The following is a 23,809-nucleotide window of genomic DNA, read 5'->3' on the forward strand; positions in this document are numbered from 1 at the left end:
GGGAGCTACGCACAGATGAGGAAGAGCCACCCCATTCGGCGGGTCGTGCTGGCCACCGCCGCGACCGTGTCCGGTGTCGTGCTGCTGCTGTCGCTGAAGCCGGCGTCCGGACCGGCCCCGGCGTCGGCGTCCGGCGCGGCCCCGCAGCAGCCGGCGGCGGGCCAGGAGGCCCCGCAGGGCGGCGCGCAGAACTCCGCCGGCTCCGGCACGGTGACCGGTGACGCGGCGCAGACGCAGTACGGGGCCGTGCAGGTACGGCTGACCGTCAGCGACGGGAAGATCACCAGGGCGGAGGCGGTCCAGGCGCCCGAGGGCGGACTCAGCGACCAGAAGACACAGCTCGCCGTGCCCAAGCTCAACCAGGAGGCCGTGGCCGCGCAGAGCGCGCGGATCGACGCCGTCTCCGGGGCGACGTACACGAGCGCCGGGTACAAGAAGTCGCTGCAGTCGGCGCTGGACAAGATGAGGTCGGCGTCGTCCGGTAAGGCGGGGTCGGCCGGCGCTTCCGGCCGGGCGCAGGACCGTACGGTCACGGGGAAGGCCGCGCAGACGCAGTACGGCCCGGTCCAGGTGCGGATCACGGTCAGCGACGGGAAGATCACGAAGGCGGAGGCGGTCCAGGCGCCCGAGGGCGGGCTCAGCGACCAGAAGACACAGCTCGCCGTCCCCAAGCTCAACCAGGAGGCCGTGGCCGCGCAGAGCGCGCGGATCGACGCCGTCTCCGGGGCCACCTACACCAGCACCGGCTACCGGCAGTCGCTGCAGTCGGCGCTGGACCAGGCCGGTGGCTGAGCCGGTGGCCGAGCCGGCCGGGGCTCCCGCCGCGGTGCGTCATGCGGAGGAGGTCATGGGGACCGTCTTCTCCTTCGACGTCCGCGGCGGGGAACCCGATGCCGTACGGGCGGCGCTCGCCGAGGCCGTCGCCGGCCTGCACCGGGTGGACGCGCTGTTCAGCACCTACCGCGAGGACAGCGAGGTCGCACGGCTGGCCCGGGGCGAACTGACCGTGGCGCGGTGCGCTCCGGAGGTGGCCGAGGTGCTGCGGCTGGCGGCCGAGGCGGAGGAGGTGAGCGACGGCTGGTTCAGCACCCGGTACCGCGGCTCCCTCGATCCCACCGGCATCGTCAAGGGCTGGGCGGCCGAGCGGGCGGCTCGGTTGCTGGCGGAGGTCGACGGGGTGCGCGGGGTGAGCGTGAACGGGGGCGGGGACGTGCAGCTGCTCGGCGCGCCGGAACCGCAGCGGCCGTGGCGGGTGGGGGTGGCCGATCCACTCCGGCCCGGCGGTCTGGCGGCGGTGATCTCGGCGGCCGGTGTGGCGGAGCTGTCGGTGGCGACGTCCGGGACCGCGGAGCGCGGGGCGCACATCGTGGACCCGCGTACGGGCAGGTCGGCGGTGACGGACCTGGTGGCGGTCACGGTGGTGGGACCGCGGCTGACCTGGGTGGACTGCTGGGCCACGGCGGCCTTCGCGATGGGGTCGCGGGCGGGCCTGGCGTGGCTGGAGTCCCTGCCGGACGTGGAGGGCCTGCTGATCACCGCGGGCGACGAGGTGCGGTGCACCGGGGGGCTCGCGGCACGACTCGGCTGACATGTTCGCTTTTCACCTTTTTTTGCCCGGAACGACAACCTTTTACGGAAAACGCCATCCGATGTGCGCCCTGAGACGTATCCACGGTGAGGCAAGTTTCAGGAGGAACGACATGGCCATCTTCAGCAGCCTGATGCCCGCGAAGCACCGGGACCGCGACAACGACACGTCGCGGCACGACTCCTCGGGGCACGGGCACGGGCACCGGCACGGCCACGGCGACCGCCACAGCCACGGCAACCACCGTGACCACGGCAACCGCCACGACCGCTACTGAACACACCTGTTGGCTGAGCGGACCGGAGACCGGAGGACCCGGTCCGCTCCGCCGATCCCCGAGGAACACATCCCATGGCGCATGTCCTGCGGCGTCTGCTCGCGGTGGGCGACACCTCCGACGCGGTCGTCGCGGCCGCGCCCCCGGTGCCCCCGCGCGAGGTGTTCCGGCGGTTCTGGCCGTACACCCGTGGTGGCCGGCGCTGGCTCGTGCCCGTCGTCCTGTTCAGCCTGACCGGTCCCCTCGTCGACGCCGCGGAGCTGTGGCTGTTCAAGATCGTCGTGGACGATGTGCTGGTCCCCCGGGATCTCGGGCCGTTCCTGTGGATCGCCCCCGCCTATCTGGGCCTCGTCCTGTGCTCCGGCATCCTGGGCTTCGCCGACGACGTGACGTCCACCTGGGTCGGCGAGCGCTTCCTGCTGGCCCTGCGTTCCGATGTGTTCCGGCACGTCCAGGGACTGTCGCTCGGCTTCTTCGAGCGGCGGCGGCTCGGGGACGTGCTGTCCCGGGTCACGGGTGACGTCGACGCGGTGGAGACGTTCCTGCTCTCGGGCGTGGCGGACGTCCTCTACTACGTGATCCGCCTGGGGGTCTTCCTCGGCCTGCTGTTCTATCTGCGCTGGGATCTGACCCTGCTCGCCCTGGTCATCGTGCCCCTGTTCTGGGGCGCCGCCCGGCACTTCTCGCGGCTGATCAAGGAGGCGTCACGGGAGCGCAGGCGCCGCACCGGCTCGCTCAGCGCGATCGCGGAGGAGTCGCTGGGCAACGTCGTTCTGGTGCAGGCGTACAACAGGCAGGGCTGGGAGGAGAGCCGGTTCGAGCGGGAGAACCTCGGCAGGTTCCGGGCGGCGATGGCCTCGGCCCGGATCCGTGCCGTCTACGGGCCCGTCGTCGAGATGATCGAGGTGGCCGGCGGCCTCGCGGTGATGGGCCTGGGCACCTGGAAGCTGGCCCAGGGGCAGCTCTCGCTCGGCGGGCTGCTGGTCTTCCTCGCACTGATCGGCAAGCTGTACAGCCCGGTACGTGGCCTGTCCCACCTCGGCAACGCCTTCTACGCGGCCTCCGCCTCCGCGGAGCGGATCATCGAGCTGCTGGACCAGCGGCCCCAGGTGGCCGAGGCCGTCGACGCCCGGCGGATCGGCCGTGCGCGCGGGGACGTGGCGTTCGACGGGGTGTGGTTCCGTTATCCCGGCGGCTCGTCCTGGGCGCTGTCGGACGTGTCCTTCCACGTGGCGCCCGGGGAGACGCTGGCGCTGGTGGGGGCCAGCGGGGCGGGCAAGTCGACGGTCGCCAAGCTCCAGCTGCGCTTCTACGACCCCGAACGCGGCGCGGTCCGCCTGGACGGGACCGATCTGCGGCAGCTCAGCCTGTCCGACGTGCGGGAGAGCGTGGCGGTGGTGCTGCAGGAGACCCTCGTCTTCCACGGCACCGTGCGGGACAACATCGCCTACGGGCGGCCGGGGGCCACGGACGCGGACATCGTCGCGGCGGCGCGCGCGGCGGACGCGCACGAGTTCATCGAGCAGCTCCCGGAGGGCTACGACACCCTGGTCGGCCAGCGCGGCCGGACGCTCTCCGGCGGGCAGTGCCAGCGTCTGGCGATCGCCCGCGCGATGATCCGGGACGCGCCCGTGCTGCTCCTCGACGAACCGACCGCGGGGCTCGACGTGCGATCGGGCCGGCGGATCATGGACCCGTTGCGCCGGCTCATGGCCGGGCGCACGACCGTCGTCATCTCGCACAACCTGCTGACCGTCCGCGACGCCACGCGCATCGTGGTGCTCGACCACGGCAGGGTCGTCGAGCACGGCGACCACGACGACCTGATCGGTCACGACGGGACGTACGCCCGGCTGCACCGGCTGAACGCGGGCTCGGTGCTGTCATGAGCGGCACCGCCGCACCGGACGTCCCGCCCTTGGCCCCGGGCACGGAACCGGTGCCGGGCTACCGGATCCTGGCGGGTCTGACGCGCACCGGGTGGCTCGACGTCTACGACGCCTGGAGCGAGGAACGGGACTGCCGGTGTGTGATCAAGACGGTGCGCCCCGATCTGCGGGGCGAGCGGCGGCTGGGTGAGCGGCTGCTGCAGGAGGGCCGCTGGCTGCGGGAGTTCACCCATCCCCACCTGGTCCGCGGCTACGACGTCTTCGCCTCGCCCGAGCCGCTCGTCGTCCTGGAGACGCTGACCGGGGAAACGCTGTCGCATCTGCTGCACCGGCTGCGGCGCCGGCCGTCCGCGGCCGATGTGGCGCTCCTCGGGATGCAGCTGTGCTCCGCCGTCCACTACCTGCACGGCCGAGGTCTGCTGCACCTGGACCTCAAGCCGTCGAACGTGGTGGTGGACCGCGGTCATGCGAAGGTGCTGGACCTGAGCGTCGCCCGGCCTGCGGGCCCCGCCCCGGCGGGCGTGGGCACGTGCTGTTACCGCGCGCCGGAGCAGGCCCGCGGCGGCACCCTCACGGCCGCCGCCGATGTGTGGGGCATCGGCATCACGTTGTTCGAGGTCGCGTGCGGCGAGGTGCCGTTCGACTGCGGCGCGACCGCCGGGACCACCGACGCGTCCTGCGCCGGGGACGGGCACGGCGCTACCGGCACCGGTGGCTCGGGCGGCTGGTGTCCGCGGCCGGCGCGGAGCGCGCCGCCGATCGCGTCCCGGCGGCGGCTGCCGCCCCCTCTCGCCGCCGCCGTCGACAGCTGCCTGCGGGCCGATCCGTCCGCCCGGCCCGGCGTCGCGGGACTGGCCGCCGCCCTGGAGGCGGCGCTGCCCGTCCGGTGCCGCGGCGCCTGAGGCGGGCGGCTCACGCCTCCGGGGTCAGGACCTGGCCCTTCTCGAGCTGGGCGGTGGCGAGGACGGTGCCGTCCGGGGACGCCAGGCGGGCGGCGGAGAACCGGGTGAGGTCGCCGGGCACCGCCACACCCCAGTCGCCGCGTCCGGCGCGCACGAAGAAGTCGCCGACACGGACGGTCGTGCCGTCGGCGCGCTCCAGCAGACAGGTGACCGTGCCGGTGTACGCGGTGCCGGGGCCGGTGAGGGCGACGGAGACGAAGATCCAGCCGGGGCTGCCGGGGTGGGCGTAGACCTCGCCGACGGGCCGCCCGTCGCGCCCGGTCGGGGTCATGTCGCCGACCATCACGGGCTCGGACTCGACGGCGGGCGGCGGCGCGGCGGTGACCTCCTCCACGGCGGTACCGATCGCCCAGCCGGCGAAACCGACGGCGACCGCGAGTGCGCCGGCGAACGCCGCGATCCGCAGCCGGGCCCGGCGGGCGCGGCTGCGCAGGCCTTGCGGACGGCCGGCGGCGTGTGCCGACCGGTGCCCCCCGGACGTCCGGGCCAGCCTGCGCGCCACCCGGGTCTCGAAGCCGAGCGGCGGCTCGCGGTCCGGCAGCAGGCCGATCAACCGGTCGCCGATCCCGGTCAGTTGCCGGACGTAGTCCCGGCAGTCCGCGCACCGGTCCAGATGGGCGACCGCCTCGGCCCGCTCCCGGCCGGGCAGCACGCCCAGCGCCAGTTCGGCGCCGACCTCCCGCAGCTTCTCGCAGTTCGGGTCACTCGACATGGTCGCCTCGGTTCGGAGACGGGAGCGTGGCGCGCAGTTTCGCCATCGCCGCCCTGATCCTTGTCTTGGCGGTGCCCAGCGGGATCTGCTCCACGTCGGCGACCTGCTGGGCCGTCATGGCGTAGATGCCCGCCATCATCAGGGCCCGGGCCTGTTCCCGCGGCAGCCGGGCCAGGGCGGCCCGGAGCTGGGAGGAGGCCTCGTCGGCCAGTGCCCACTGCTCCGGGGTCTCGGTGACGACTCCGAGGAGGGCGTCCAGGTCCTCCGGTGCCATCGGCTCCGTCCGCCGGGCACGGACGGCGTCGATGGCGAGGTTGTGCGCGATGGTCGTCAACCAGGTCATGACCGAGCCGCGGCGCGAGTCGTAGATCTGCGCATGACGCCAGGCACGCTCGAACGTCTGCTGGGCGACGTCCTCGGCGAGCTGCTGGTCCCCGGTGACGGCCATGGCGACACCGAAGACCCGGTGCTGGAACCTTCGTACGAAGATGACGGCGAGTTCCGGATCTCCGGTGGCCAGCCCGGACAGCAGAGCCTCGTCCGGGAGGCGGCCGACGGGGAACCGGAATCCCGACACACCTCTGTATACGTTCGACGGCCGCCAGGGGATTGCCCGCCCGCCTGCCCGCTCGCCGCGGAGGGTCACCCACCCATTCTCCGTCTGCGGGCCGTACCCCGCATGCGGTCAGTGCCCGTTCTGGGCCAGCCGCAGCAGGTGGTCCGCGAGGGCCTGTCCGCCGGTCGGGTTCCGGCTGATCAGCAGCAGCGTGTCGTCACCGGCGATGGTGCCGAGGATGTCGTGCAGCTCGGCCTGGTCGATGGCGGAGGCGAGGAACTGGGCCGCACCGGGCGGCGTGCGCAGGACCACCAGGTTCGCCGAGGCCTCCGCGGAGATCAGCAGCTCCTGGGACAGGCGCCGCATCCGCTCCTCCTTCGCCGACTCGCCCAGCGGAGCGCGCGGGGTGCGGAAGCCGCCCTCGCTCGGTACCGCGTAGATCAGGTCGCCGTCGGTGTTGCGGATCTTCACCGCGTTCAGCTCGTCGAGGTCCCGGGAGAGCGTCGCCTGGGTGACGCTCAGCCCGTCGTCGGCGAGCAGCTTGGCCAGCTGGCTCTGCGACCGCACCGGCTGCCGGTTGAGGATGTCCACGATCCGGCGGTGCCGTGCGGTGCGGGTCTGCGGCACGGCGGGCCCGGCGCCCGCCGCCTGCTCATGGTCCTGCGCCTGGCTCATCGTCGTCTCATTCTCCGGATCGTCCGTCCCCATCCGCTGGGTTCGCCTGCTCGAGGATGCCGGGCAGCGCCTGGAGGAAGGCACCCACCTCGTCGTCACGCAGGTTCAGCGGCGGCATGAGCCGTACGACGTCGTCAGCGGGCGCGTTCACCAGGAACCCGGCCTCCTGGGCCGCCTGCTGCACCTGTGGCGCGTGCGGCCCGGTGAGCACGATACCCAGGAGCAGGCCCGCGCCCCGGACATAATCGATCAGCGGGTGGCCCAGGGCCTCGATCCCGTCGCGCAGCGCGGCGCTCTGCCGCTTGACGTTGTCCAGCAGCCCTTCGCCGGCGATGGTGTCCAGTACGGCGAGCCCGGCGGCGCAGGCGACCGGGTTGCCGCCGAAGGTCGTGCCGTGGTGGCCGGGCCGGAGCAGTTCGGCGGCCCGGCCGAAGGCCACGGTGGCGCCGAGCGGCAGTCCGCCGCCGAGCTGCTTGGCGAGGGTGACGACGTCGGGCAGCACGCCCTCGTGGGCCTGGTACTCGAACCAGTTCCCGGTGCGGCCGATGCCGGTCTGCACCTCGTCGAGGACCAGCAGGGCGCCGGTGGCCGCGGTGATCGCGCGGGCCGCCTTGAGGTAGCCGGCCGGGGGTACGACGACCCCGTTCTCGCCCTGGACGGGCTCGATGATCACCAGGGCCGTCTCCTCGGTGACCGCGGCGGCCAGCGCCTGCGCGTCGCCGTAGGGCACGTGGGTGACGTCGCCGGGCAGCGGCTGGAACGGGCCCTGCTTGGCGGGCTGGCCGGTGAGCGCGAGGGCGCCCATGGTGCGGCCGTGGAAGCCCCCCTCGGTGGCGACCATGTGGGTCCGCCCGGTCAGGCGGCCGATCTTGAAGGCGGCCTCGTTGGCCTCGGCGCCGGAGTTGCAGAAGAAGACCCTGCCCTCCCGGCCGAACAGCTGCAGGAGCCGTTCGGCGAGGGCGACGGTGGGCTCGGCCATGAAGAAGTTGGAGATGTGGCCGAGGGAGCCGATCTGCCCGCTGACGGCCTCGACGATCGCCGGGTGGGCGTGGCCGAGGGCGTTGGTGGCGATCCCGCCGACGAAGTCGAGGTACTCCCGGCCCGCGGCGTCCCACACCTTCGTGCCCGCGCCCCGCACGAGGGGCAGGCGCGGGGTGCCGTAGTTGTTCATGAGCGCGCCCTGCCAGCGCGCGGTCAGCTCTGTGTCGGTCGCGTTCCCCGTCATGACTGCTCCCCCTCGGCTTCGTCGGGCACGACCATGGTGCCGATGCCCTCGTCGGTGAAGATCTCCAGCAGGATCGAGTGCTGCACCCGGCCGTCGATGACGCGGGCGGTGGTCACGCCGTTGCGCACGGCGTGCAGACAGCCCTCCATCTTCGGCACCATGCCGGAACTCAGTTCCGGCAGCAGCTTCTCCAGTTGGGACGCGGTGAGCCGGCTGATCACCTCGTCGGAGTGGGGCCAGTCCTCGTAGAGGCCCTCGACGTCCGTGAGGACCATGAGGGTTTCGGCGCCCAGTGCCGCAGCGAGTGCCGCAGCCGCCGTATCAGCATTGACGTTGTAGACATGTCCGTCGTCCTGACTGCGGGCGATGGAGGAGACGACCGGGATGCGGCCGTCGGCGAGCAGGGCCTCGATCGCGCCCGTGTCGATCGCGGTGATCTCGCCGACCCGTCCGATGTCGACCAGCTCGCCGTCGATCTCGGGCTGGTGCCTGGTGGCGGTGATGGTGTGGGCGTCCTCGCCGGTCAGGCCGACGGCGAACGGACCGTGCTGGTTGAGCAGGCCGACCAGCTCGCGCTGCACCTGCCCGGCGAGCACCATCCGTACGACGTCCATGGCGTCCTCGGTGGTGACGCGCAGGCCCGCCTTGAACTCGCTGACGATGCCGTGCCTGTCGAGGGCGGCGCTGATCTGCGGGCCGCCGCCGTGCACCACGACCGGCTTGAGACCGGCGTGCCGCAGGAAGACGACGTCCTGGGCGAAGGCGGCCTTCAGGTCCTCGTCCACCATGGCGTTGCCGCCGAACTTGATGACGACGATCCTGCCGTGGTGCCGGGTCAGCCAGGGCAGCGCCTCGATGAGGATCTGGGCCTTGGGCAGCGCGGTGTGCTTACGAGTGCTCATGAGGAGTAGGCGCTGTTCTCGTGGACGTAGTCGGCGGTCAGGTCGTTGGTCCAGATCGTGGCGGTCTCGCTGCCGGCGGCGAGGTCGGCGACGATGTGCACCTCGCGGTAGCGCATGTCGACCAGCTCGCGGTCCTCGCCCACGGAGCCGTTCTTGCAGACCCAGACGCCGTTGATCGCGACGTTGAGCTGGTCCGGCTCGAAGACGGCCCGCGTGGTGCCGATCGCGGACAGCACACGGCCCCAGTTGGGGTCCTCGCCGTGGATCGCGCACTTGAGGAGGTTGTTGCGGGCGATGGAGCGGCCCACCTCGACGGCGTCCTCCTCGGTCGCGGCGTTGACCACCTCGACCTTGATGTCCTTGCTTGCGCCCTCGGCGTCACCGATGAGCTGCCGGCCGAGGTCGTCGCAGACCTGCCGTACGGCCTCGGCGAACGCGTCGTACTCCGGGGTGATGCCGGAGGCGCCGGAGGCGAGCAGCAGGACGGTGTCGTTGGTGGACATGCAGCCGTCGGAGTCGACCCGGTCGAAGGTGACCCTGGTGGCGGCGCGCAGGGCCTGGTCCAGGTCGTCGTTGCCGAGGTCGGCGTCGGTGGTGAGGACGACCAGCATGGTGGCGAGGCCCGGCGCGAGCATGCCGGCACCCTTGGCCATGCCGCCGACGGTCCAGCCGTCCTGGGTGACGACGGACGTCTTGTGGACGGTGTCGGTGGTCTTGATGGCGATGGCGGCCTTCTCACCGCCGTGCTCGCTCAGGGAGGCGGCCGCCGTCTCCACTCCATCGAGGACCTTGTCCATGGGCAGCAGCACGCCGATCAGGCCGGTGGAGCAGACGGCGACCTCGATGGCGCCGCGGCCGAGCACCTCGGCGACCTTCTCGGCGGTGGCGTGAGTGTCCTGGAAGCCCTGGGGGCCCGTACAGGCGTTGGCACCGCCGGAGTTCAGGACGACGGCCGAGACCTGGCCGCTCTTGAGGACCTGCTCGGACCAGAGCACCGGCGCGGCCTTCACGCGGTTGGAGGTGAAGACGCCCGCGGCGGCACGGCGGGGCCCGTCGTTGACCACGAGGGCCAGGTCGGGGTTGCCGTTCTCCTTGATCCCGGCGGCGATGCCCGCCGCCGTGAATCCCTTGGCTGCCGTGACGCTCACGGTGCGACTCCGATCGTGGAAAGCCCGGTGGTCTCCTGGAGACCCAGGGCGATGTTCATGCTCTGAACGGCACCGCCGGCGGTGCCCTTGGTCAGGTTGTCGATGGCGCTGATCGCGATGATGCGGCCCGCCGCCGCGTCGTACGCGACCTGCACCTGAACGGCGTTGGAACCGTGGACGGACGCCGTGGCGGGCCACTGGCCCTCGGGGAGCAGGTGCAGGAAGGGCTCGTCGGCACAGGCCTTCTCGTAGGCGGCGCGGACGGAGTCGCCCGTGACTCCTTCGACGGCCTTGGCGCTGCACGTGGCGAGGATGCCGCGGGGCATCGGCGCGAGGGTCGGGGTGAAGGAGACCGAGATCCGCTCCCCGGCCACCTGGCTGAGGTTCTGGATCATCTCGGGGGTGTGCCGGTGGCCGCCGCCGACGCCGTACGGCGACATCGAGCCCATGACCTCGCTGCCGAGCAGGTGCGGCTTGGGCGCCTTGCCGGCACCGGAGGTGCCGGACGCGGCGACGATCACCGCCTCGGGCTCGGCGAGGTGCGCCGCGTAGGCCGGGAACAGGGCGAGGGAGACGGCGGTCGGGTAGCAACCGGGCACCGCGATGCGCTTGGACCCCTCCAGCGCGGCGCGGGCACCCGGAAGTTCGGGAAGGCCGTAGGGCCAGGTGCCGGCGTGCGGGGAGCCGTAGAACGTCTCCCAGTCGGCCGGGTCCTTCAGCCGGAAGTCGGCACCCATGTCGACCACGAGGACGTCCGGGCCGAGCTGCTCGGCGACGGCGGCGGACTGCCCGTGCGGCAGCGCCAGGAAGACCACGTCGTGCCCGGCGAGGGCCTCGGCCGTGGTCTCGGCCAGCACGCGGTCGGCCAGCGGCAACAGGTGCGGCTGGAGCGCGCCGAGCCGCTGCCCGGCGTTGGAGTTGCCGGTCAGGGCACCGATCTCGACCTCGGGGTGCGCGAGGAGGAGCCGCAGGACCTCTCCGCCCGCGTATCCGCTCGCTCCGGCCACCGCCGCACGTACCGCCATGTCACCCTCCTCTGGATGGCATGACTATACGTATCGATGCACGTTTATGCAATCACTCTGCGGCCGGCCTGGTCCCGGCGCCGGGCAGCATCACCCAGCGGGACACGACGAAGGTCACCGGGATCGCCGCCGCCGAGGCCAGGAGGGGGGCGAAGCGGCTCCCGGCGTGCAGGACGTCGACGATCACGTACACCCCGGCCGTCGTGATGACGAAATTGGTGGCGTTCGTCAGCGGGAAAAGCAGGAATTTCCGCAGGGTCGGCCGCGTCCGGTAGGTGAAGCGGGCGTTCAGGAAAAAGGATCCGATCATGCTGACGAGAAATGCCAGGACGTGCGCCGCCAGGTAGGGAAGACGGGTCAGGAACAACACGTAGAGACAGTAGTAGGTGGTGGTGTTCACGACGCCGACCACGGCGAAGGTGAGGATCTGCCTCGGCATCTGTCTCGGCATCTGTCTCGGCATCAGGGAATGAGGTCTTTCGTCCGCTCTACGTTGGTCGCCTTCACCAGGAAGTGCGGGCGGCCCTTCACCTCGTAGTAGATGCGGCCGGTGTACTCCCCGATGACTCCCAGCATGACCATCTGTACGCCCGCGAGGGCGGTGACGGCGGTGATGATGGTCACATAGCCGGGGGTCTGGACGCCGTGGACGAGCGCGGCGCCCACGATCCAGGCCGTGTAGAGCCCGGCGCACAGCAGCAGGCCCATGCCGAGCCACAGGGCGGCGCGCAGCGGGCGGTTGTTGAAGGACAGCAGGCCGTCGAGGCCGTAGTTGAGCAGGCCGCGGAAGGACCAGGAGCTGCGGCCGGCCTCGCGCACCGCGTTCTCGTACTCGAAGGTGGTGCTCGGGAAGCCCACCCAGGCGAACAGGCCCTTGGAGAAGCGGTTGTACTCGGTGAGGTCCAGGATCGCGTCCACCACCCGGCGGGACAGCAGGCGGAAGTCGCCCACGCCGTCGACGAGTTCGACGTCGACCAGGCGGTTGATGAGCCGGTAGTACAGGCGGGCGGTGAGGGTCCGGGTGAGGCGGTCGCCGGTGCGCGAGCGCTTGGCGATGACCTGGTCGTGGCCCTGTTCCCGCAGCTCCACCATGCGCTTGATCAGCGCCGGCGGGTGCTGCAGGTCGGCGTCCATGACGATGACCGCGTCGCCCGAGGCGTGCCTGAGGCCGGCGAGCAGGGCCGCCTCCTTGCCGAAGTTGCGGCTGAAGGAGACGTAGCGCACCCGCGCGTCGAGGCGGGCGAGGCGTTCCAGGGCGGCGAGGGTCCGGTCGCGGCTGCCGTCGTCCACGTACACGAACTCCATGTCGTGGCCGAGCGGCAGCAGTTCCTCGGCAACCTTCTGGACCTCTTCGTGGAAGCGTTCTATGACGTCTTCCTCGTTGTAGCAGGGCGCGACGATCGTTATCAGCATGGTGGATCCCTCAGGGCGCGGTCAGGAAGCGGCGGTCACGCGCTCACGCGGTGATGTGGTCGGGGGCGGCACCGGGACGCGTCGGCGGCGGACGGCACCGAGGGCGGTGAGCAGCACCAGGACCCCGAGCGAGGTGGCCCCCACGGTGGTGCCCAGCCGCAGGCCGGGTGGATGGAAGGTGCAGGTCAGGCTGGTCGAGTTGCCGTCCAGGGGGGCGGCGACGAGGCCGTGGTACGCGCCCGCGGGCCGGGCGGGCCCGTCGCCCGTGGCGCACCGCCAGCCGGCGATGCGGGGCGCGGCGACGACCGCGATCCCCTTGCTCCCGGCGGGCAGCTCGGCTCGTACGGTGCCGTCGGAGACGGTCACCCGGGTGGCGCCGGTGGCCTTCAGGCGTGCGGCCGCGGCGTGCAGCCGGCCGGTGTCCAGGCAGCCGACGGCGCCGGCCGGGATGCGGCCGGGGCGCTCCGGGGTCAGCTCGATGCGCAGCCGCCCGGAGGCCGGGGTCGTGCCCAGCGGTTCCATGGCGGCGCGGTTGCGCGGGTACTCGAACCGGAACCGGGCGGCGGCGCCGGTGGTGCCGGCGAGGCGTGCGGTGCCGGAGTAGTGCGGGGCCCACAGGTTCACCTGGGTGCCGGCCGGGCAGTCGGCCGTGATCGTCGGCTTCGCCGTGGCGTCGCCGGTGCCGACCCGGCCCTCCCGGACCTGCTGCCCGGTGTCGTCGCGCACGGTGACGCGGGGCACGGTGTAGACGCGGCTGCCGAGCAGCAGTTCCTGGTTGCGGTACGGCGAGGGCCCGAAGGCGGTGGTGCCGGGCGCGGCCCGCACCGTCACCAGGGGCGGGACGTCCTGCCGGGTGACGGTCACCGGGCCGCCGTCGTGCGGCAGGTACGTCTGGTGCGGGTCCGGCGGGGAGTGCACCCGGGCGCCGACGGAGAAGACGACGTCGGTGACGGCGTTGTCCAGGCTCTGCACGCTGCGGCCGCGCGAGGTCCAGCCGCCGCCGAGGGCGGTGAGGGTGCGGCCGAGGACGTCCGAGGTGAGGCTGCTGTAGTACTGGGCGCCCTGGCCGCCCACGAGCATCGGGTCGTTGGCCACGGTCTGCTCGCGGCCGGGGTCGGTGCGGTACCGGGGCCAGCCGTCGGCCTCGGCGATCGCCGCCGCCTGCCGCTCCTGCCGCTGCCCCCAGGGCGCGTAGTCGTCCAGGTGCCCCAGCCGCAGCTCGGTGGCCGCGGCCGAGGTGGCGGCGGTCTCCCCGAGCTGGGCGCCGAGGAGGAGGACGACGGCCAGGCCGGCCAGTCCGGCGCGCTGCCCGGTGCGGCCCAGCAGGAGCAGCCCGCACAGTGCCCCGGCGAGCGCCGGCAGCAGCACCGTCCAGGTGTGCGGCCGTACCAGCTCGCTGCGGCTCGCCACGGCGGCGATCAGGGCGAGCAGCGCGGTCGCGGCACCGAGGGCACGCAGGTCGGGCGGGCCGTACGCGAGGGCGTGCCAGGCGGCGATGACCAGCAGCCCGCACAGCACGAAGGCCTGCCGGTAGGCGCTGCCCTGCGGGGTGGCGAAGGCGTGCCAGACCAGATGGGTGGGCGCCCACTGCAGCGACAGGGCCACCGCGAGCACCAGTGCCGTCCAGCCCGCCCGCACCCGGACGGGGACCGCCCGGTGGAAGGGCAGGGCGAGCGCGAGCAGCAGGGCGGTGATGCCGACGTAGAGGGCCGGGGAGCCGAAGCCGTACGTCGCCGGCAGCAGCCGGGCCGCCATGTCCTCGCCCGGTACCGGCGCGAACTGCCGTACGCGGCCCGGGTAGGCGTGCTCGGTGCCGAAGTAGATCACCGTCACGAGCGGGGCGGCCAGGCCCACGCCCAGGGCGGCGGTGACGGCGGCGCGGCCGGCTGCGGCGAGCGCCTGCCGGCGCGGCGGCCGGGCCAGCACCAGGCGCAGCAGCAGCACGAGGGCGGCGCCCAGGGTGGCCATGTAGGCGGTGTAGAAGTTGGCGGTCCAGGCGAGGGCGACGATCAGGACGCCGGGCACCCGCCGGCGTCCCGCGAGCGCCCACTCCCCGACCAGGCACAGCAGCGGCAGGGCGATCAGGCCGTCGAGCCACATCGGGTTGTAGGAGGCGTCGGCGACGCTCCAGCCGCACAGGGCGTAGGACGTCCCGAGCAGGCCCGCCGCCCACCAGCGGCCGGGGCGCAGGGTGAGCAGCAGCCAGGCCATGACGGCGGCGGCCGACGCGGTCTTCACGGCGGTGACGACGTAGACCGCGAGGTCGATCTCGTCCCGGGGGAAGACGGCGACGAGCAGGGCGAACGGGCTGCCGAGGTAGGTGCCGAGGTCCGGCAGGAAGCTGGAGCCGTAGCCGGACTGCCAGTTGACGAGGAGCCCGCCGTCGGTCCTGCCGTGCAGCAGGTCCCACAGGTGGGCGTGGAAGGGCACGTACTGGTTGCCCAGGTCGTTGACGCTGCGGGTGCGGGGGCCGAAGGGATAACTGCGCGCGAGGGCGTCGGCTGCGCAGAACGCCGTGACCGTGACGGCGGCCGCGAGCAGGGCGGCGGCACGCACGGGGCCACGGGGCCCGTCGGGCGAGGTCGAGCGTTCCATGTGTCGGCAGGCCCCCAGTGAATTCACTTCATGGATTTCGCCGACTTAGACGGGGCAGCATTCCGAATGGTTGCGCGCTCACCGAAAAATGAGGTGCGCTCTTCCGAATTCGGTGAACGCATCATGAATTCCACGACCGTCCGGGAAATAAGAGTTTTCCGGAAGGTGAGGTCGCGGTGAATTACTCTTGCGGGCCGGGTGGGCGCGGGCCGCGCGCACCCGCCGCGCTTGACCTCGAGTGCGCTCGAACTCCTACCGTTTCCGGTCATGAGCAACGAGCAGAGGACCACCCGTGAAGAGCGTTTCGCCCGTGGCCTCGAGGTGCTGCGCAGCGTCGACGGCGAGTCTCGCCCCTGAGCAGATCGTGGAGGCGCTGCTGGACTCCGCCGTCTACTGCGGCATGCCGAAGGCGCTCAACGCCACCCTCGTCGCGAAGAAGGTCTTCGCCGAGCACGGGCTGCTGCCGCTCGGACAGCAGCCCGCGCAGCAGACCCCGGCTACTTCTGCCTGATCCTGAGGAAGGTGACGGAGTTCGCCGGGAAGGTGTAGGTGAACTTCGTCGCGACTCCGGTGAAGGTGGACGTCTCGGGAGCGACCGCCGTGGACGTCTCGGTGTTCACCGCGTCGGGCGCGGCGGCCAGGGTCGTCACCCCGGCCTTGGACGCGACCTCGGCACCGCCCAGGTCGATCGCCGTACGGGCCGGGGAGGACTGGGCGTTGACGACCTTGACGATCAGCTCACCGGTCTTCGCGTCGCGGGTGACGACCTGGCGGAACGGCTCGGCCGGCTTGTCGTCGGTGAAGCCGCCCCACTCCTTGCCGTCGAGGTACAAGGTGACCTGGCGGCCGCGCACCTTGATGTCGACGTCGTAGGCACGGCCGGTCTCGACGGACCCCGCCTTGGCGACCAGCGTGGACTTGCCGCCGTCCACGGCCTGCTCGACCGCGCTCTGCGTGTTGTTCCAGCCGCCGATGTTCCACCAGTAGTAGTTCCCGGTGTCCCTGACGCCGAAGGCGACGAGGAAGCCTTCCTTGCCGGACTTCTTGGTGGCCTTCACATGCAGGTCGTAGTCGTGCCAGGACGGGTCGCCGGCCTGGACCATGGTGTTCTCGGCGGCCGTGTCGGTCTGCACGTACTGGCCGTCCTGGACGCTCCAGCCACCGCCTCCCGTGTGCGTCCACTTCGAGGTGTCGCCGGAGAAGTCGTCGCCGAGCAGTGTCGTGCCGTCGGCGGCGGTCACCTGCACGTCGTCGTACGCCGCGCTGGTCGCCCACGTCGACAGGCCGACCGCACCGGTGATCGGGCCGCTGACGCTCGGCGTGGCGGTGGCCCTCGACGGGACCACCCGGTCGCCGACGTTGGTCATGAACAGCTTCTGGACCTCGTAGCTGGCGGAGCCCCAGGAGGCGTGGTTGTTGAACCAGACCAGGTCCGGCCGCCACTGCACGTAGTCCTCGTCGGCGTACAGCGGGGCGTACGAGGCGAGCTTCACGACGTCCGCGTTGCGCTCGAGACCCGTCATGTACGCGGCCTCGGCGAGGCCGTTCTTCCAGGCGTTGCCCTGGGAGGCGTACTCGCCGAGGAAGACCTTGGGCCCGTTGCGGTCGTAGGAGTCGTAGCGGTCGTTGTTCTGCAGGAACCACTGCGGGCTGTTGTAGTAGTGCTCGTCGACCATGTCGACCTCGGCGTCCCGGTTGAGCTTCCACGCCGTGTCGAAGGTCGCACCGGAGTCGTCCGGGCCGGAGTTGGAGATCACCTGTATGGACGGGTACTTCGCCTGGACGGCCGCGCGGAACCGCTGGAAGCGGGCGAAGAACTCGTTCGGGAGGTTCTCCTCGTTGCCGACCTCGATGTGGGTCAGGTGGAACGGCTCGGGGTGCCCCATCCCGGCGCGCACCTTGCCCCACTTCGAGGACGCGGGGCCGTTGGCGAACTCGATGAGGTCGAGGGTGTCCTGGATGTGCCGCTGGAGCAGGGCGTCGTCGTCCACGGGCTTGTTCTGGCCGCAGCCGGTCACCAGGGCCGGTACGACGGGCAGCGGCATGGCACCGATGTCCTCCGCGAAGCGGAAGTACTCGTAGTAGCCGAGGCCGTAGCTCTGGTTGTAGCCCCAGAAGTTGGCGTTGGCCGCCCGCTGCTCGACCGGGCCGATGGTGTCCTTCCATTGGTAGGAGCGTTTACGCTGCCAGCCGGAGGCCTCGCTGTAGTCCTGCATCGAGCCGGTGTTGACCAGGCAGCCGCCGGGGAAGCGGACGAAGCCCGGGTGCAGGGCGGCGACCTTCTCGGCGAGGTCCTTGCGCAGGCCGTTGGGCTCGTGCTTGTAGGTGTCACGGGGGAACAGCGACACCATGTCGAGGGCCGCCGCGGCGCTGGAGGCGAGGGTGAGGCGGCCGGTGGTGCTGGTGCGGGTCGCGGTGAAGCCGGCCTGGTACCGGGCCCAGCCGCTCTTCTTCACGGTGATCCGCCGTGCGGTCGCGAGGGTGCCGCCGGCGTCCTGGAGGGTCACGGTGAGCGTGGTGCCGGCCTCCGCGCGGGCCCACACGGAGAAGTCGTACCTCGCGCCGTCCCGCACCGCGACCCCGGTGTTGTATCCGGAGTTGGTGACCGCCGAGCCCGCGCCGAGGGAGAGGTAGGTGCGGTTGCGGTCGTTCAGCCGGCCGGAGTCGTTCCGGACCTGCGCGGTGCCGGAGACCGCCCAGGCGGTGAGCGGGGTGTACGACGTGTTGTCGTCGGTGGAGTACTCGAACGAACGGTTCTGGAGGAGTTCGGCGTACAGACCGCCGTCGGCGGCGCGGTTGATGTCCTCGAAGAAGACGCCGTACATCGTCTTGTCGATCGTCGGCCCGTCGGCCGAGGGGTCGACGGTGAGGGCGTAGTCGGTGACGTCGGCGGCGTGGGCGGGGACGGGCAGGGCGGCCGTGGCGAGCAGGAAAGCGCTCGCCCCCAGGCCGGCTCTCCAGCGAACGGTGCGTGACATGGATACTCCGCGGCTCGATACGTTCGAAATATCGGACACTGGTCAGCACTTCGAACGCACGATAGGGAAGGGGTATGAACACGTCAATGGGGCGGACAGCGCCACGCTTAAGCTCGGCCCATGGACGAGTACTGGCCCGTGGCCGACGCACTGGCCCATCTGGCCGGGCGCTGGCGGGTGCGGCGCAGCGTGCGGGATCTGGCGAGCGGGGACGAGGGGCACTTCGACGGGACCACCGTCTTCGGCGCACTGGAGGGTGGCGGGCTGCTGCACGAGGAGTCCGGCACCTTCACCTGGCGGGGCGTGCCGCGGCCCGCGACCCGGACCCTGCGGTTCCTGCCGGGGCGGGCACCGGGGACGGTGGACGTACGGTTCGCGGACGGGCGCCGGTTCCACGACCTGGACCTGAGGTCGGGGCGGTACGTAGCCGACCACCCCTGCGCGGCCGACCTCTACCGCGGCGAGTTCACCGTCCGGGACGCCGACCACTGGCGCACGGTGTGGCGGGTCGGCGGCCCGGCGAAGGCCCTGGTCCTCACGACCGACTATGTGCGCGAGAGGGGCGGCTAGGTGTGCTGTGCGGACAGCACACCTAGGCGCGCGAGGGCTGGGCGGAGGCGCCGTCGAGGCGGAGGTTCCAGCGGCCCGACCGGCCGGTCACGGTGGTCGTGGACAGCGGGCGGACGTCGATGTTCCAGTAACTCGCGGGCGGCGCCTTCAGCGCGTAGACCAGGGCGGCGCGGATCACGGACGGCTCGGCGACGGCCACGATCCGGCCGGCGTCGTCCACCGGCCGGGTGTCGAGCCAGCCGCCGACCCGGGAGATGAACGCCAGCAGGGACTCGCCGCCGTGCGGTGTGGCGCGCGGGTCGGCGAGCCAGGCGTCCACCGCCCCCGGCTCGCGGGCCATCGCCTCGCCCAGCGTCAGCCCGCGCCAGCGGCCCATGTCGCAGTCCCGAAGGGCAAGTTGGACCAGCGGGGCGTACCCCAGGGCGTCGCCGGTGGCCCGGCTGCGCGGGGTCGGCGAGCAGTAGCGCAGCTCGGCCGCCGCCAGTGGCAGCAGCTCCCCGGCGGCGCGCTGCACCTCGTCCCAGTCGGCCTGGTCCAGCGGCCGGTCGTCCTCGAAGCGCTCCGCGAGCAGCGGGGAACTGCGCGCGGCGGCGACGAACGTCACCCTCAGTGGCATGCGGTGATGGTGAGCCGCGCGGGTACGCGGGTCAAGAGCCGTCACCAGCACGTTACCGAGGGTATGCCGATGCTTACCCGAAGGCGTGCGCCATCCACTGCTCGGGACGGTCCAGCGGCCGGAAGCCCAGCTTCTCGTAGACCCCGTGCGCGTCCTGTGTGGCGAGCAGGATGCGGCGCAGGCCGTACGGCTCCAGGTGGTCGCGGACGCGGCCGACGAAGGCCGTGCCGATGCCCTTGCCGCGCACCGAGGGGTCGACGTACACATCGGCGAGCCAGGCGAACAGCGCCCGGTCGGTGACCACCCGCGCGTACGCCACCTGCTCGCCGGAGGCCGTGCCGTACACCCCGAAATTGATCGAGGACGCCATCGCGCGCTCGTGCGTCTCGCGCGGACGGCCCTGCGCCCAGTAGGTGTCGGTCGACAGCCAGCCGTGGACGCGGTCGACGTCGACACGGGCGGGGTCGGCGGAGAACTCGTAGCCGTCGGGGAGACCGGGTGCATCGCTCATCGCGTGATGATCGCAGGCGGGCGGCACGGAGGCGAGCGGATATCCCGAGGCGCTACCCCGGCCGGAGCACCTCGTCGCAGGCCGCCCGCAGCCGTCGTACCCCCTCCGTGATCTCCCCCGTCCCGGCGACCGCCGCGAAGCTCAACCGGAGGTGGGCGGCCGGGGGTTCGGCGCTGAAGTAGGGGCGGCCGGGAGTGAGGGCGACGCCCGCGCGGAGGGCCGCGGCGGCCAGCGCGGACTCCTCGGTGCCGTCGGGGAGGCGCAGCCAGAGGTGGTAGCCGCCGGACGGCACGTGCGGCAGGGCCAGTTCGGGCAGGTACCGGGCGAGCGCGCCGGTCATGGCGTCGCGGCGGGCCTTCAACTCGGCGGCGAGAGCCCGCAGATGGCGGGACCAGGCCGGCGAGCCGACGAGTTCCAGGGCGGCCTCCTGCAGCGGCCGGGGGACGAAGAAACTGTCCACGACCTGGATGGCGCGCAGGCGTTCCAGCACCGGGCCGTGCGCGGCCAGGGCGCTCACCCGGAAGCTGGGCGAGGTCGCCTTGGTGAGCGAACCGACGTGGACGACCACGCCGTCCGGGTCGTCGGCGGCCAGCGGGCGGGGCAAGGGACCCGCGTCGGCGTGCACCAGGCGCCGGACGAAGTCGTCCTCGACGACGAACGCGCCGGCCTCGCGGGCTATGCGCAGCACCTCGGCGCGCCGCCCGGGGGCCAGCACAGCACCGGTCGGGTTCTGGAACAGGGGCTGGCAGACGAACACCCGGGCGCCGCTGGCCCGGAAGGCGGCGGCGAGCAGGTCGGGGCGGACCCCGTCGGGGTCGACGGGCACCGGGACCGGGCGCAGGCCGGCCGCGCGGGCGAGCGCCAGCATGCCCGGATAGGTCGGCGACTCGACCAGGACCGGGGCGCCGGGCTGGGCGAGCGCGCGCAGGGCGGTGGCCAGCGCGGCCTGGCCGCCCGCGGCGACCAGCACCTCGGCCGCGGTGACGGCTCCGCCGATCCCGCGCGCGAACCACTCCCGCAGCTCCGGCAGCCCTTCCAGCGGAGGTCTCCCCCAGGCGCCCGGCCGCCGCCCGGCCCGGGCGAGGGCCGCCGCCATGGCCCGCTCCGGCTGCAGCGAGGGATGCAGGTAGCCGCCGTTGAACTCCAGGACCCCGGGCGGTGGTGCGGCCAGCGAGACCGTGACACCGGAGGCGTCCACGGTGCGGGGCACGAGGTCGGCGCTGCCGTCGGCGCTCAGCGCGACCTCCTGCCAGGAGGTGTCCCCGGCCGGGGGCTCGCTCGCACGCGGCCGGGCCCGGAAGGCCCCCGCGCCGGGCCGGGTGACCACCAGCCCCTCGGCGGACAACTGGGCGAGGGCCCGCGAGACCGTCACCGGGCTCACCCGGAACCGCTCCACCAGCGCCCGACTCGATGGCAGCTTTCCACCAGGCGAGTAGCGGTCGAGTTCCCGGCGGAGCTGTTCTGCCAGTTCACTGACGCTGCTACGCTCGTGCATGAGAACTCAGAGTAGCGCTACTACCGCAAGCCCGATAGCGGTCACCGCTGCCAGGGAGCACCGGACCCTCGGCACCGGTCTCGCCGCCCTCGGCGTCGCCTCCTTCTCCCTGACCTTCCCGGCCACCGCCTGGGGCCTGGAGGGCTTCGGCCCCTGGTCCCTGGTGGCCGTGCGCAGCGCATTGGCCGCGCTCGTCGCCGGCGGCTGTCTGCTGGCGGTGGGCGCGCCCCCGCGGGAGCGCGGCCGGGGGCGGCGGGTGCGGCTGCCCGAGCGGCGCCATCTGCCGGGGCTGGCCGTCGTCGCCCTCGGCGTGGTGCTGGGCTTCCCGCTGCTGACCACGCTCGCCCTGCAGACCTCCACCACCGCGCACGCCGCCGTGGTGGTGGGGCTGCTGCCGCTGACCACCGCCGTGTTCTCGGCCCTGCGCACCGGCAACCGGCCCTCCCGCCGGTTCTGGCTGGCGGCCGTGGCGGGTGCCGCGGCCGTGCTCGCCTTCACCATCGGGCAGAGCGGCGGCGCGCTGACGGCCGCCGACGGCTATCTGTTCGCGGCCCTGCTGGTGTGCGCGGCCGGGTACACCGAGGGCGGCCGGCTGGCCCGCGTCATGCCGGGCTGGCAGGTCATCGGCTGGGCGCTGGTGCTGTGCCTGCCGCTCAGCGTGCCGGCCGCCGCGGTGGCGCTGGCGTACGAGCCCGTGCATCTCACCGGGCACGGCATCGCCGGTCTGCTCTGGGTGGCACTGGGCTCGCAGTTCCTCGGTCTGGTCGTCTGGTACCGGGGGATGGCGGCCATCGGCGTCCCCCGTGCCAGCCAGTTGCAGTTGGCTCAGCCGCTGCTCACACTGGTGTGGTCGGCGCTGCTGCTGGGCGAGCACTTCACGGCGGCCGCTCCCCTGACCGCCGTCGCCGTGCTCGTGTGCATCGCCGTCACCCAGCGGTCGTGATCATGAGGAGGGCCTGCACATGCGCGCATCCAAGGGCGACCGTCTAGTCCAGCACGGCAGGGTGGTCGGCCAACACGACCAGGTCACCGAAGTCGTCGAAGTGATGGGGCAGGAGGGCAACCCGCCCTACCGGGTCCGGTTCGCGGACGGGCACGAGGCGATCATGTCCCCCGGGCCCGACTGCCAGGTCAAGCACAAGGACGAGCGACAGCAGTAGATCAACGCGGTGGTTTCGCCGATCGCCCGTAGTGATCGGCGACCACGCGTGCCATCGCCCCGATCGGGTCCGCCGCAACGTCCTTGGCGGCGAAGAAGACGTGCCCGCGCACCTGCGGGTACCGGGCGGCGAGGGTGAGGTGGCGCGACAGCTCGACCGGGTCCTGCCAGGGCGAGGGCTGCCCGGCGGCCCCCGCCTTGTACAGGGCCTCCCCGAGGTAGAGGTGCGTCCCGGTGCCCCGGGCGACCTCCGCCCACCAGGCGACCAGTGTGGCGTAGTCGGCGGCGGCGAAGCCGATGTGCCAGTAGAGCTGCGGGACGATGTAGTCGATCCAGTGGTTCCTGACCCACGTGCGGGTGTCCGCGTGCAGGTCGTCGTACGTCTGGACGCCCGCCCGCGTGTCGGAGCCGCGGGGGTCGGTCGTGGCGTTGCGCCACACCCCGAAGGGGCTGATCCCGAACCGGGTGCCGGGCCGGACGCGCTTGACGCCGGCGGCCGTCTCCCGCACCAGCCGGTCGATGTTGTCCCGCCGCCAGGCCGCCCTGCTGGTGAACGCACCGCCGTACCGGTCGTAGGCGTCATCGTCGTCGAACGTCTGTCCGGCTACCGGGTAGGGGTAGAAGTAGTCGTCGAAGTGGACGGCGTCGACCGGGTACCTGGCGACCGCGTCGAGCATCGCCTGCTGGACGAAGGCGCGGACCTCGGGCAGGCCGGGGTTGTAGTAGAGCCGCCCGCCGTAGGGCACCACCCAGTCGGGGTGCCTGCGGGCCGGGTGGGAGGCGGCCAGCCGGGCCGGATCGGTGTGGGTGGCGATCCGGTAGGGGTTGAACCAGGCGTGCAGTTCCAGGCCCCGGGCGTGGGCCTCCCGCACGGCGGTGCCGAGCGGGTCCCAGCCGGGGTGCTCGCCCTGGGTGCCGGTGAGGTACTCGGACCAGGGCTCGTACGGCGACGGCCACAGCGCGTCCGCGGTGGGCCGGACCTGGAGGATCACCGTGTTCAGCCGGTCGCGTTCCGCCTTGTCGAGGTGGGCGATCAGCTCCTTGCGCTGGTCGGCCGCCGGGAGGCCGGGCCGCGAGGGCCAGTCGCGGTTGAGGACGGTCGCGAGCCACACGCCCCGCATCTCGGCGGACGCACGCGGCACCCTCCCGAGTGCCGCCGCGCTCCGCTCCGTCACCCCGCCCGGCGTCGCCGTCTCACCGTGCGCTGCCACCCCGCCCCGCGCCGCAGTCGCACTCTGTGCCGCCACCCCGCCCCGCGCCGCCGCCCCGCCCTGTGCCGCGCTCCGGGCCGGCGGCCCGCTCGCCGCCGCTGCGCCGTGAGCCGGCGTGGCCAGTGTTGACAGCGCCGCCAGCGCGAAGGCACGCCGTGACATCCGCACCATGCGCACACCCCCTACGCTATGGATCCGCTCCCTCACGGATCGTTTCGCGCCCCAGGATGCCGCGACCCGGCCGATCGATCATCGATACTTGGCGGTAACGTGCACGATCGGAGCAGGCGCCGAACCCGGAG

At 72.5% G+C, this 23,809-nt stretch carries 23 protein-coding genes and 1 pseudogene; 9 read left to right on the plus strand and 15 right to left on the minus strand.

The window, feature by feature from the left end:
- Positions 1-15: 15 nt before the first annotated feature.
- From ACGFRF_RS16910 to ACGFRF_RS16930, 5 genes are all read left to right on the plus strand, one after another.
- Entirely contained in the window at positions 16-792 is a 777-nt protein-coding gene (locus ACGFRF_RS16910) for an FMN-binding protein (protein ID WP_393740504.1), read from the plus strand.
- 55 nt (positions 793-847) lie between these two features.
- On the plus strand, positions 848-1,588 hold the full coding sequence (locus ACGFRF_RS16915; protein ID WP_393740506.1) for an FAD:protein FMN transferase: 741 nt from the start codon (positions 848-850) through the stop codon (positions 1,586-1,588).
- 112 nt (positions 1,589-1,700) lie between these two features.
- Positions 1,701-1,865 carry a hypothetical protein gene (locus ACGFRF_RS16920; RefSeq protein WP_393740508.1) on the plus strand — a complete coding sequence of 55 codons (165 nt, stop codon included), beginning with the start codon at positions 1,701-1,703 and terminating at the stop codon, positions 1,863-1,865.
- Between the two features lie 74 nt (positions 1,866-1,939).
- The gene (locus ACGFRF_RS16925; RefSeq protein ID WP_393740510.1) at positions 1,940-3,754 is read left to right on the plus strand and encodes an ABC transporter ATP-binding protein; all 1,815 of its coding nucleotides are present in this window, start codon (positions 1,940-1,942) and stop codon (positions 3,752-3,754) included.
- Positions 3,751-4,656, plus strand: a complete 906-nt coding sequence (locus ACGFRF_RS16930) for a serine/threonine-protein kinase (RefSeq protein ID WP_393740512.1) — start codon at positions 3,751-3,753, stop codon at positions 4,654-4,656. The genes ACGFRF_RS16925 and ACGFRF_RS16930 overlap by 4 nt, the downstream gene beginning before the upstream one ends.
- Before the next feature lie 10 nt (positions 4,657-4,666).
- On the opposite strand, the gene ACGFRF_RS16935 is transcribed toward ACGFRF_RS16930, so the two are convergent.
- From ACGFRF_RS16935 to ACGFRF_RS16980, 10 genes are all read right to left on the minus strand, one after another.
- Complete coding sequence (locus tag ACGFRF_RS16935) at positions 4,667-5,428, minus strand: anti-sigma factor family protein (RefSeq protein WP_393740514.1); 762 nt, start codon at positions 5,426-5,428, stop codon at positions 4,667-4,669.
- Positions 5,418-6,005 (minus strand): RNA polymerase sigma factor, encoded by a 588-nt coding sequence (locus ACGFRF_RS16940; RefSeq protein ID WP_393740516.1) that lies wholly within the window; start codon positions 6,003-6,005, stop codon positions 5,418-5,420. The genes ACGFRF_RS16935 and ACGFRF_RS16940 overlap by 11 nt, the downstream gene beginning before the upstream one ends.
- A gap of 108 nt (positions 6,006-6,113) precedes the next feature.
- On the minus strand, positions 6,114-6,659 hold the full coding sequence (locus ACGFRF_RS16945; RefSeq protein ID WP_393740518.1) for an arginine repressor: 546 nt from the start codon (positions 6,657-6,659) through the stop codon (positions 6,114-6,116).
- Positions 6,660-6,666: 7 nt separating this feature from the next.
- Entirely contained in the window at positions 6,667-7,884 is a 1,218-nt protein-coding gene (locus tag ACGFRF_RS16950; protein WP_393740520.1) for an acetylornithine transaminase, read from the minus strand.
- Positions 7,881-8,786, minus strand: a complete 906-nt coding sequence (argB, locus tag ACGFRF_RS16955) for an acetylglutamate kinase (RefSeq protein WP_393740522.1) — start codon at positions 8,784-8,786, stop codon at positions 7,881-7,883. Before argB ends, ACGFRF_RS16950 begins: the two co-directional genes overlap by 4 nt.
- Positions 8,783-9,934: a bifunctional glutamate N-acetyltransferase/amino-acid acetyltransferase ArgJ gene (gene argJ / locus ACGFRF_RS16960; RefSeq protein WP_393740524.1), complete on the minus strand. Its 1,152-nt coding sequence runs from the start codon at positions 9,932-9,934 to the stop codon at positions 8,783-8,785. The genes argB and argJ overlap by 4 nt, the downstream gene beginning before the upstream one ends.
- A complete protein-coding gene (gene argC, locus ACGFRF_RS16965) occupies positions 9,931-10,959 on the minus strand; it encodes an N-acetyl-gamma-glutamyl-phosphate reductase (RefSeq protein ID WP_393740526.1) in 1,029 nt (342 codons plus the stop codon). The genes argJ and argC overlap by 4 nt, the downstream gene beginning before the upstream one ends.
- A gap of 52 nt (positions 10,960-11,011) precedes the next feature.
- A complete protein-coding gene (locus ACGFRF_RS16970) occupies positions 11,012-11,410 on the minus strand; it encodes a GtrA family protein (protein ID WP_393740528.1) in 399 nt (132 codons plus the stop codon).
- Between the two features lie 11 nt (positions 11,411-11,421).
- On the minus strand, positions 11,422-12,372 hold the full coding sequence (locus ACGFRF_RS16975) for a glycosyltransferase family 2 protein (RefSeq protein ID WP_393740529.1): 951 nt from the start codon (positions 12,370-12,372) through the stop codon (positions 11,422-11,424).
- Between the two features lie 21 nt (positions 12,373-12,393).
- Positions 12,394-14,967, minus strand: coding sequence for a YfhO family protein (locus ACGFRF_RS16980; RefSeq protein WP_393740531.1), 2,574 nt, complete (start codon positions 14,965-14,967; stop codon positions 12,394-12,396).
- Between the two features lie 346 nt (positions 14,968-15,313).
- Here ACGFRF_RS16980 and ACGFRF_RS16985 point away from each other — a divergent pair.
- Positions 15,314-15,478 (plus strand): annotated as a pseudogene (locus ACGFRF_RS16985) (carboxymuconolactone decarboxylase family protein); the annotation flags it as partial.
- Here ACGFRF_RS16985 and ACGFRF_RS16990 read toward each other — a convergent pair.
- On the minus strand, positions 15,465-17,945 hold the full coding sequence (locus tag ACGFRF_RS16990; protein ID WP_393740533.1) for an alpha-L-arabinofuranosidase C-terminal domain-containing protein: 2,481 nt from the start codon (positions 17,943-17,945) through the stop codon (positions 15,465-15,467). The pseudogene ACGFRF_RS16985 and the gene ACGFRF_RS16990 sit on opposite strands and share 14 nt — an antisense overlap.
- 120 nt (positions 17,946-18,065) lie before the next feature.
- Between ACGFRF_RS16990 and ACGFRF_RS16995 the strand changes: the two genes are divergently transcribed.
- Positions 18,066-18,515 carry a DUF6314 family protein gene (locus tag ACGFRF_RS16995; protein WP_393740535.1) on the plus strand — a complete coding sequence of 150 codons (450 nt, stop codon included), beginning with the start codon at positions 18,066-18,068 and terminating at the stop codon, positions 18,513-18,515.
- A 22-nt stretch (positions 18,516-18,537) separates the two neighbouring features.
- Here ACGFRF_RS16995 and ACGFRF_RS17000 read toward each other — a convergent pair whose 3' ends face one another.
- From ACGFRF_RS17000 to ACGFRF_RS17010, 3 genes are all read right to left on the minus strand, one after another.
- Positions 18,538-19,131, minus strand: coding sequence for a histidine phosphatase family protein (locus tag ACGFRF_RS17000; protein WP_393740537.1), 594 nt, complete (start codon positions 19,129-19,131; stop codon positions 18,538-18,540).
- A 73-nt stretch (positions 19,132-19,204) separates the two neighbouring features.
- Complete coding sequence (locus ACGFRF_RS17005) at positions 19,205-19,642, minus strand: GNAT family N-acetyltransferase (RefSeq protein WP_393740539.1); 438 nt, start codon at positions 19,640-19,642, stop codon at positions 19,205-19,207.
- A gap of 52 nt (positions 19,643-19,694) precedes the next feature.
- Positions 19,695-21,137, minus strand: coding sequence for a PLP-dependent aminotransferase family protein (locus ACGFRF_RS17010; protein ID WP_393740541.1), 1,443 nt, complete (start codon positions 21,135-21,137; stop codon positions 19,695-19,697).
- Between ACGFRF_RS17010 and ACGFRF_RS17015 the strand changes: the two genes are divergently transcribed.
- Together ACGFRF_RS17015 and ACGFRF_RS17020 are read left to right on the plus strand one after the other, a co-directional pair.
- Positions 21,136-22,080, plus strand: a complete 945-nt coding sequence (locus ACGFRF_RS17015) for a DMT family transporter (protein WP_393740543.1) — start codon at positions 21,136-21,138, stop codon at positions 22,078-22,080. The genes ACGFRF_RS17010 and ACGFRF_RS17015 overlap by 2 nt on opposite strands.
- Positions 22,081-22,099: 19 nt before the next feature.
- A complete protein-coding gene (locus ACGFRF_RS17020; protein ID WP_393740545.1) occupies positions 22,100-22,297 on the plus strand; it encodes a DUF1918 domain-containing protein in 198 nt (65 codons plus the stop codon).
- A gap of 1 nt (position 22,298) precedes the next feature.
- On the opposite strand, the gene ACGFRF_RS17025 is transcribed toward ACGFRF_RS17020, so the two are convergent.
- On the minus strand, positions 22,299-23,678 hold the full coding sequence (locus tag ACGFRF_RS17025; protein ID WP_393740547.1) for a glycoside hydrolase family 10 protein: 1,380 nt from the start codon (positions 23,676-23,678) through the stop codon (positions 22,299-22,301).
- Positions 23,679-23,809: the final 131 nt, after the last annotated feature.

It is taken from the genome of Streptomyces sp. NPDC048521 (assembly GCF_043199855.1).
In the GTDB taxonomy this organism is placed as follows: domain Bacteria; phylum Actinomycetota; class Actinomycetes; order Streptomycetales; family Streptomycetaceae; genus Streptomyces.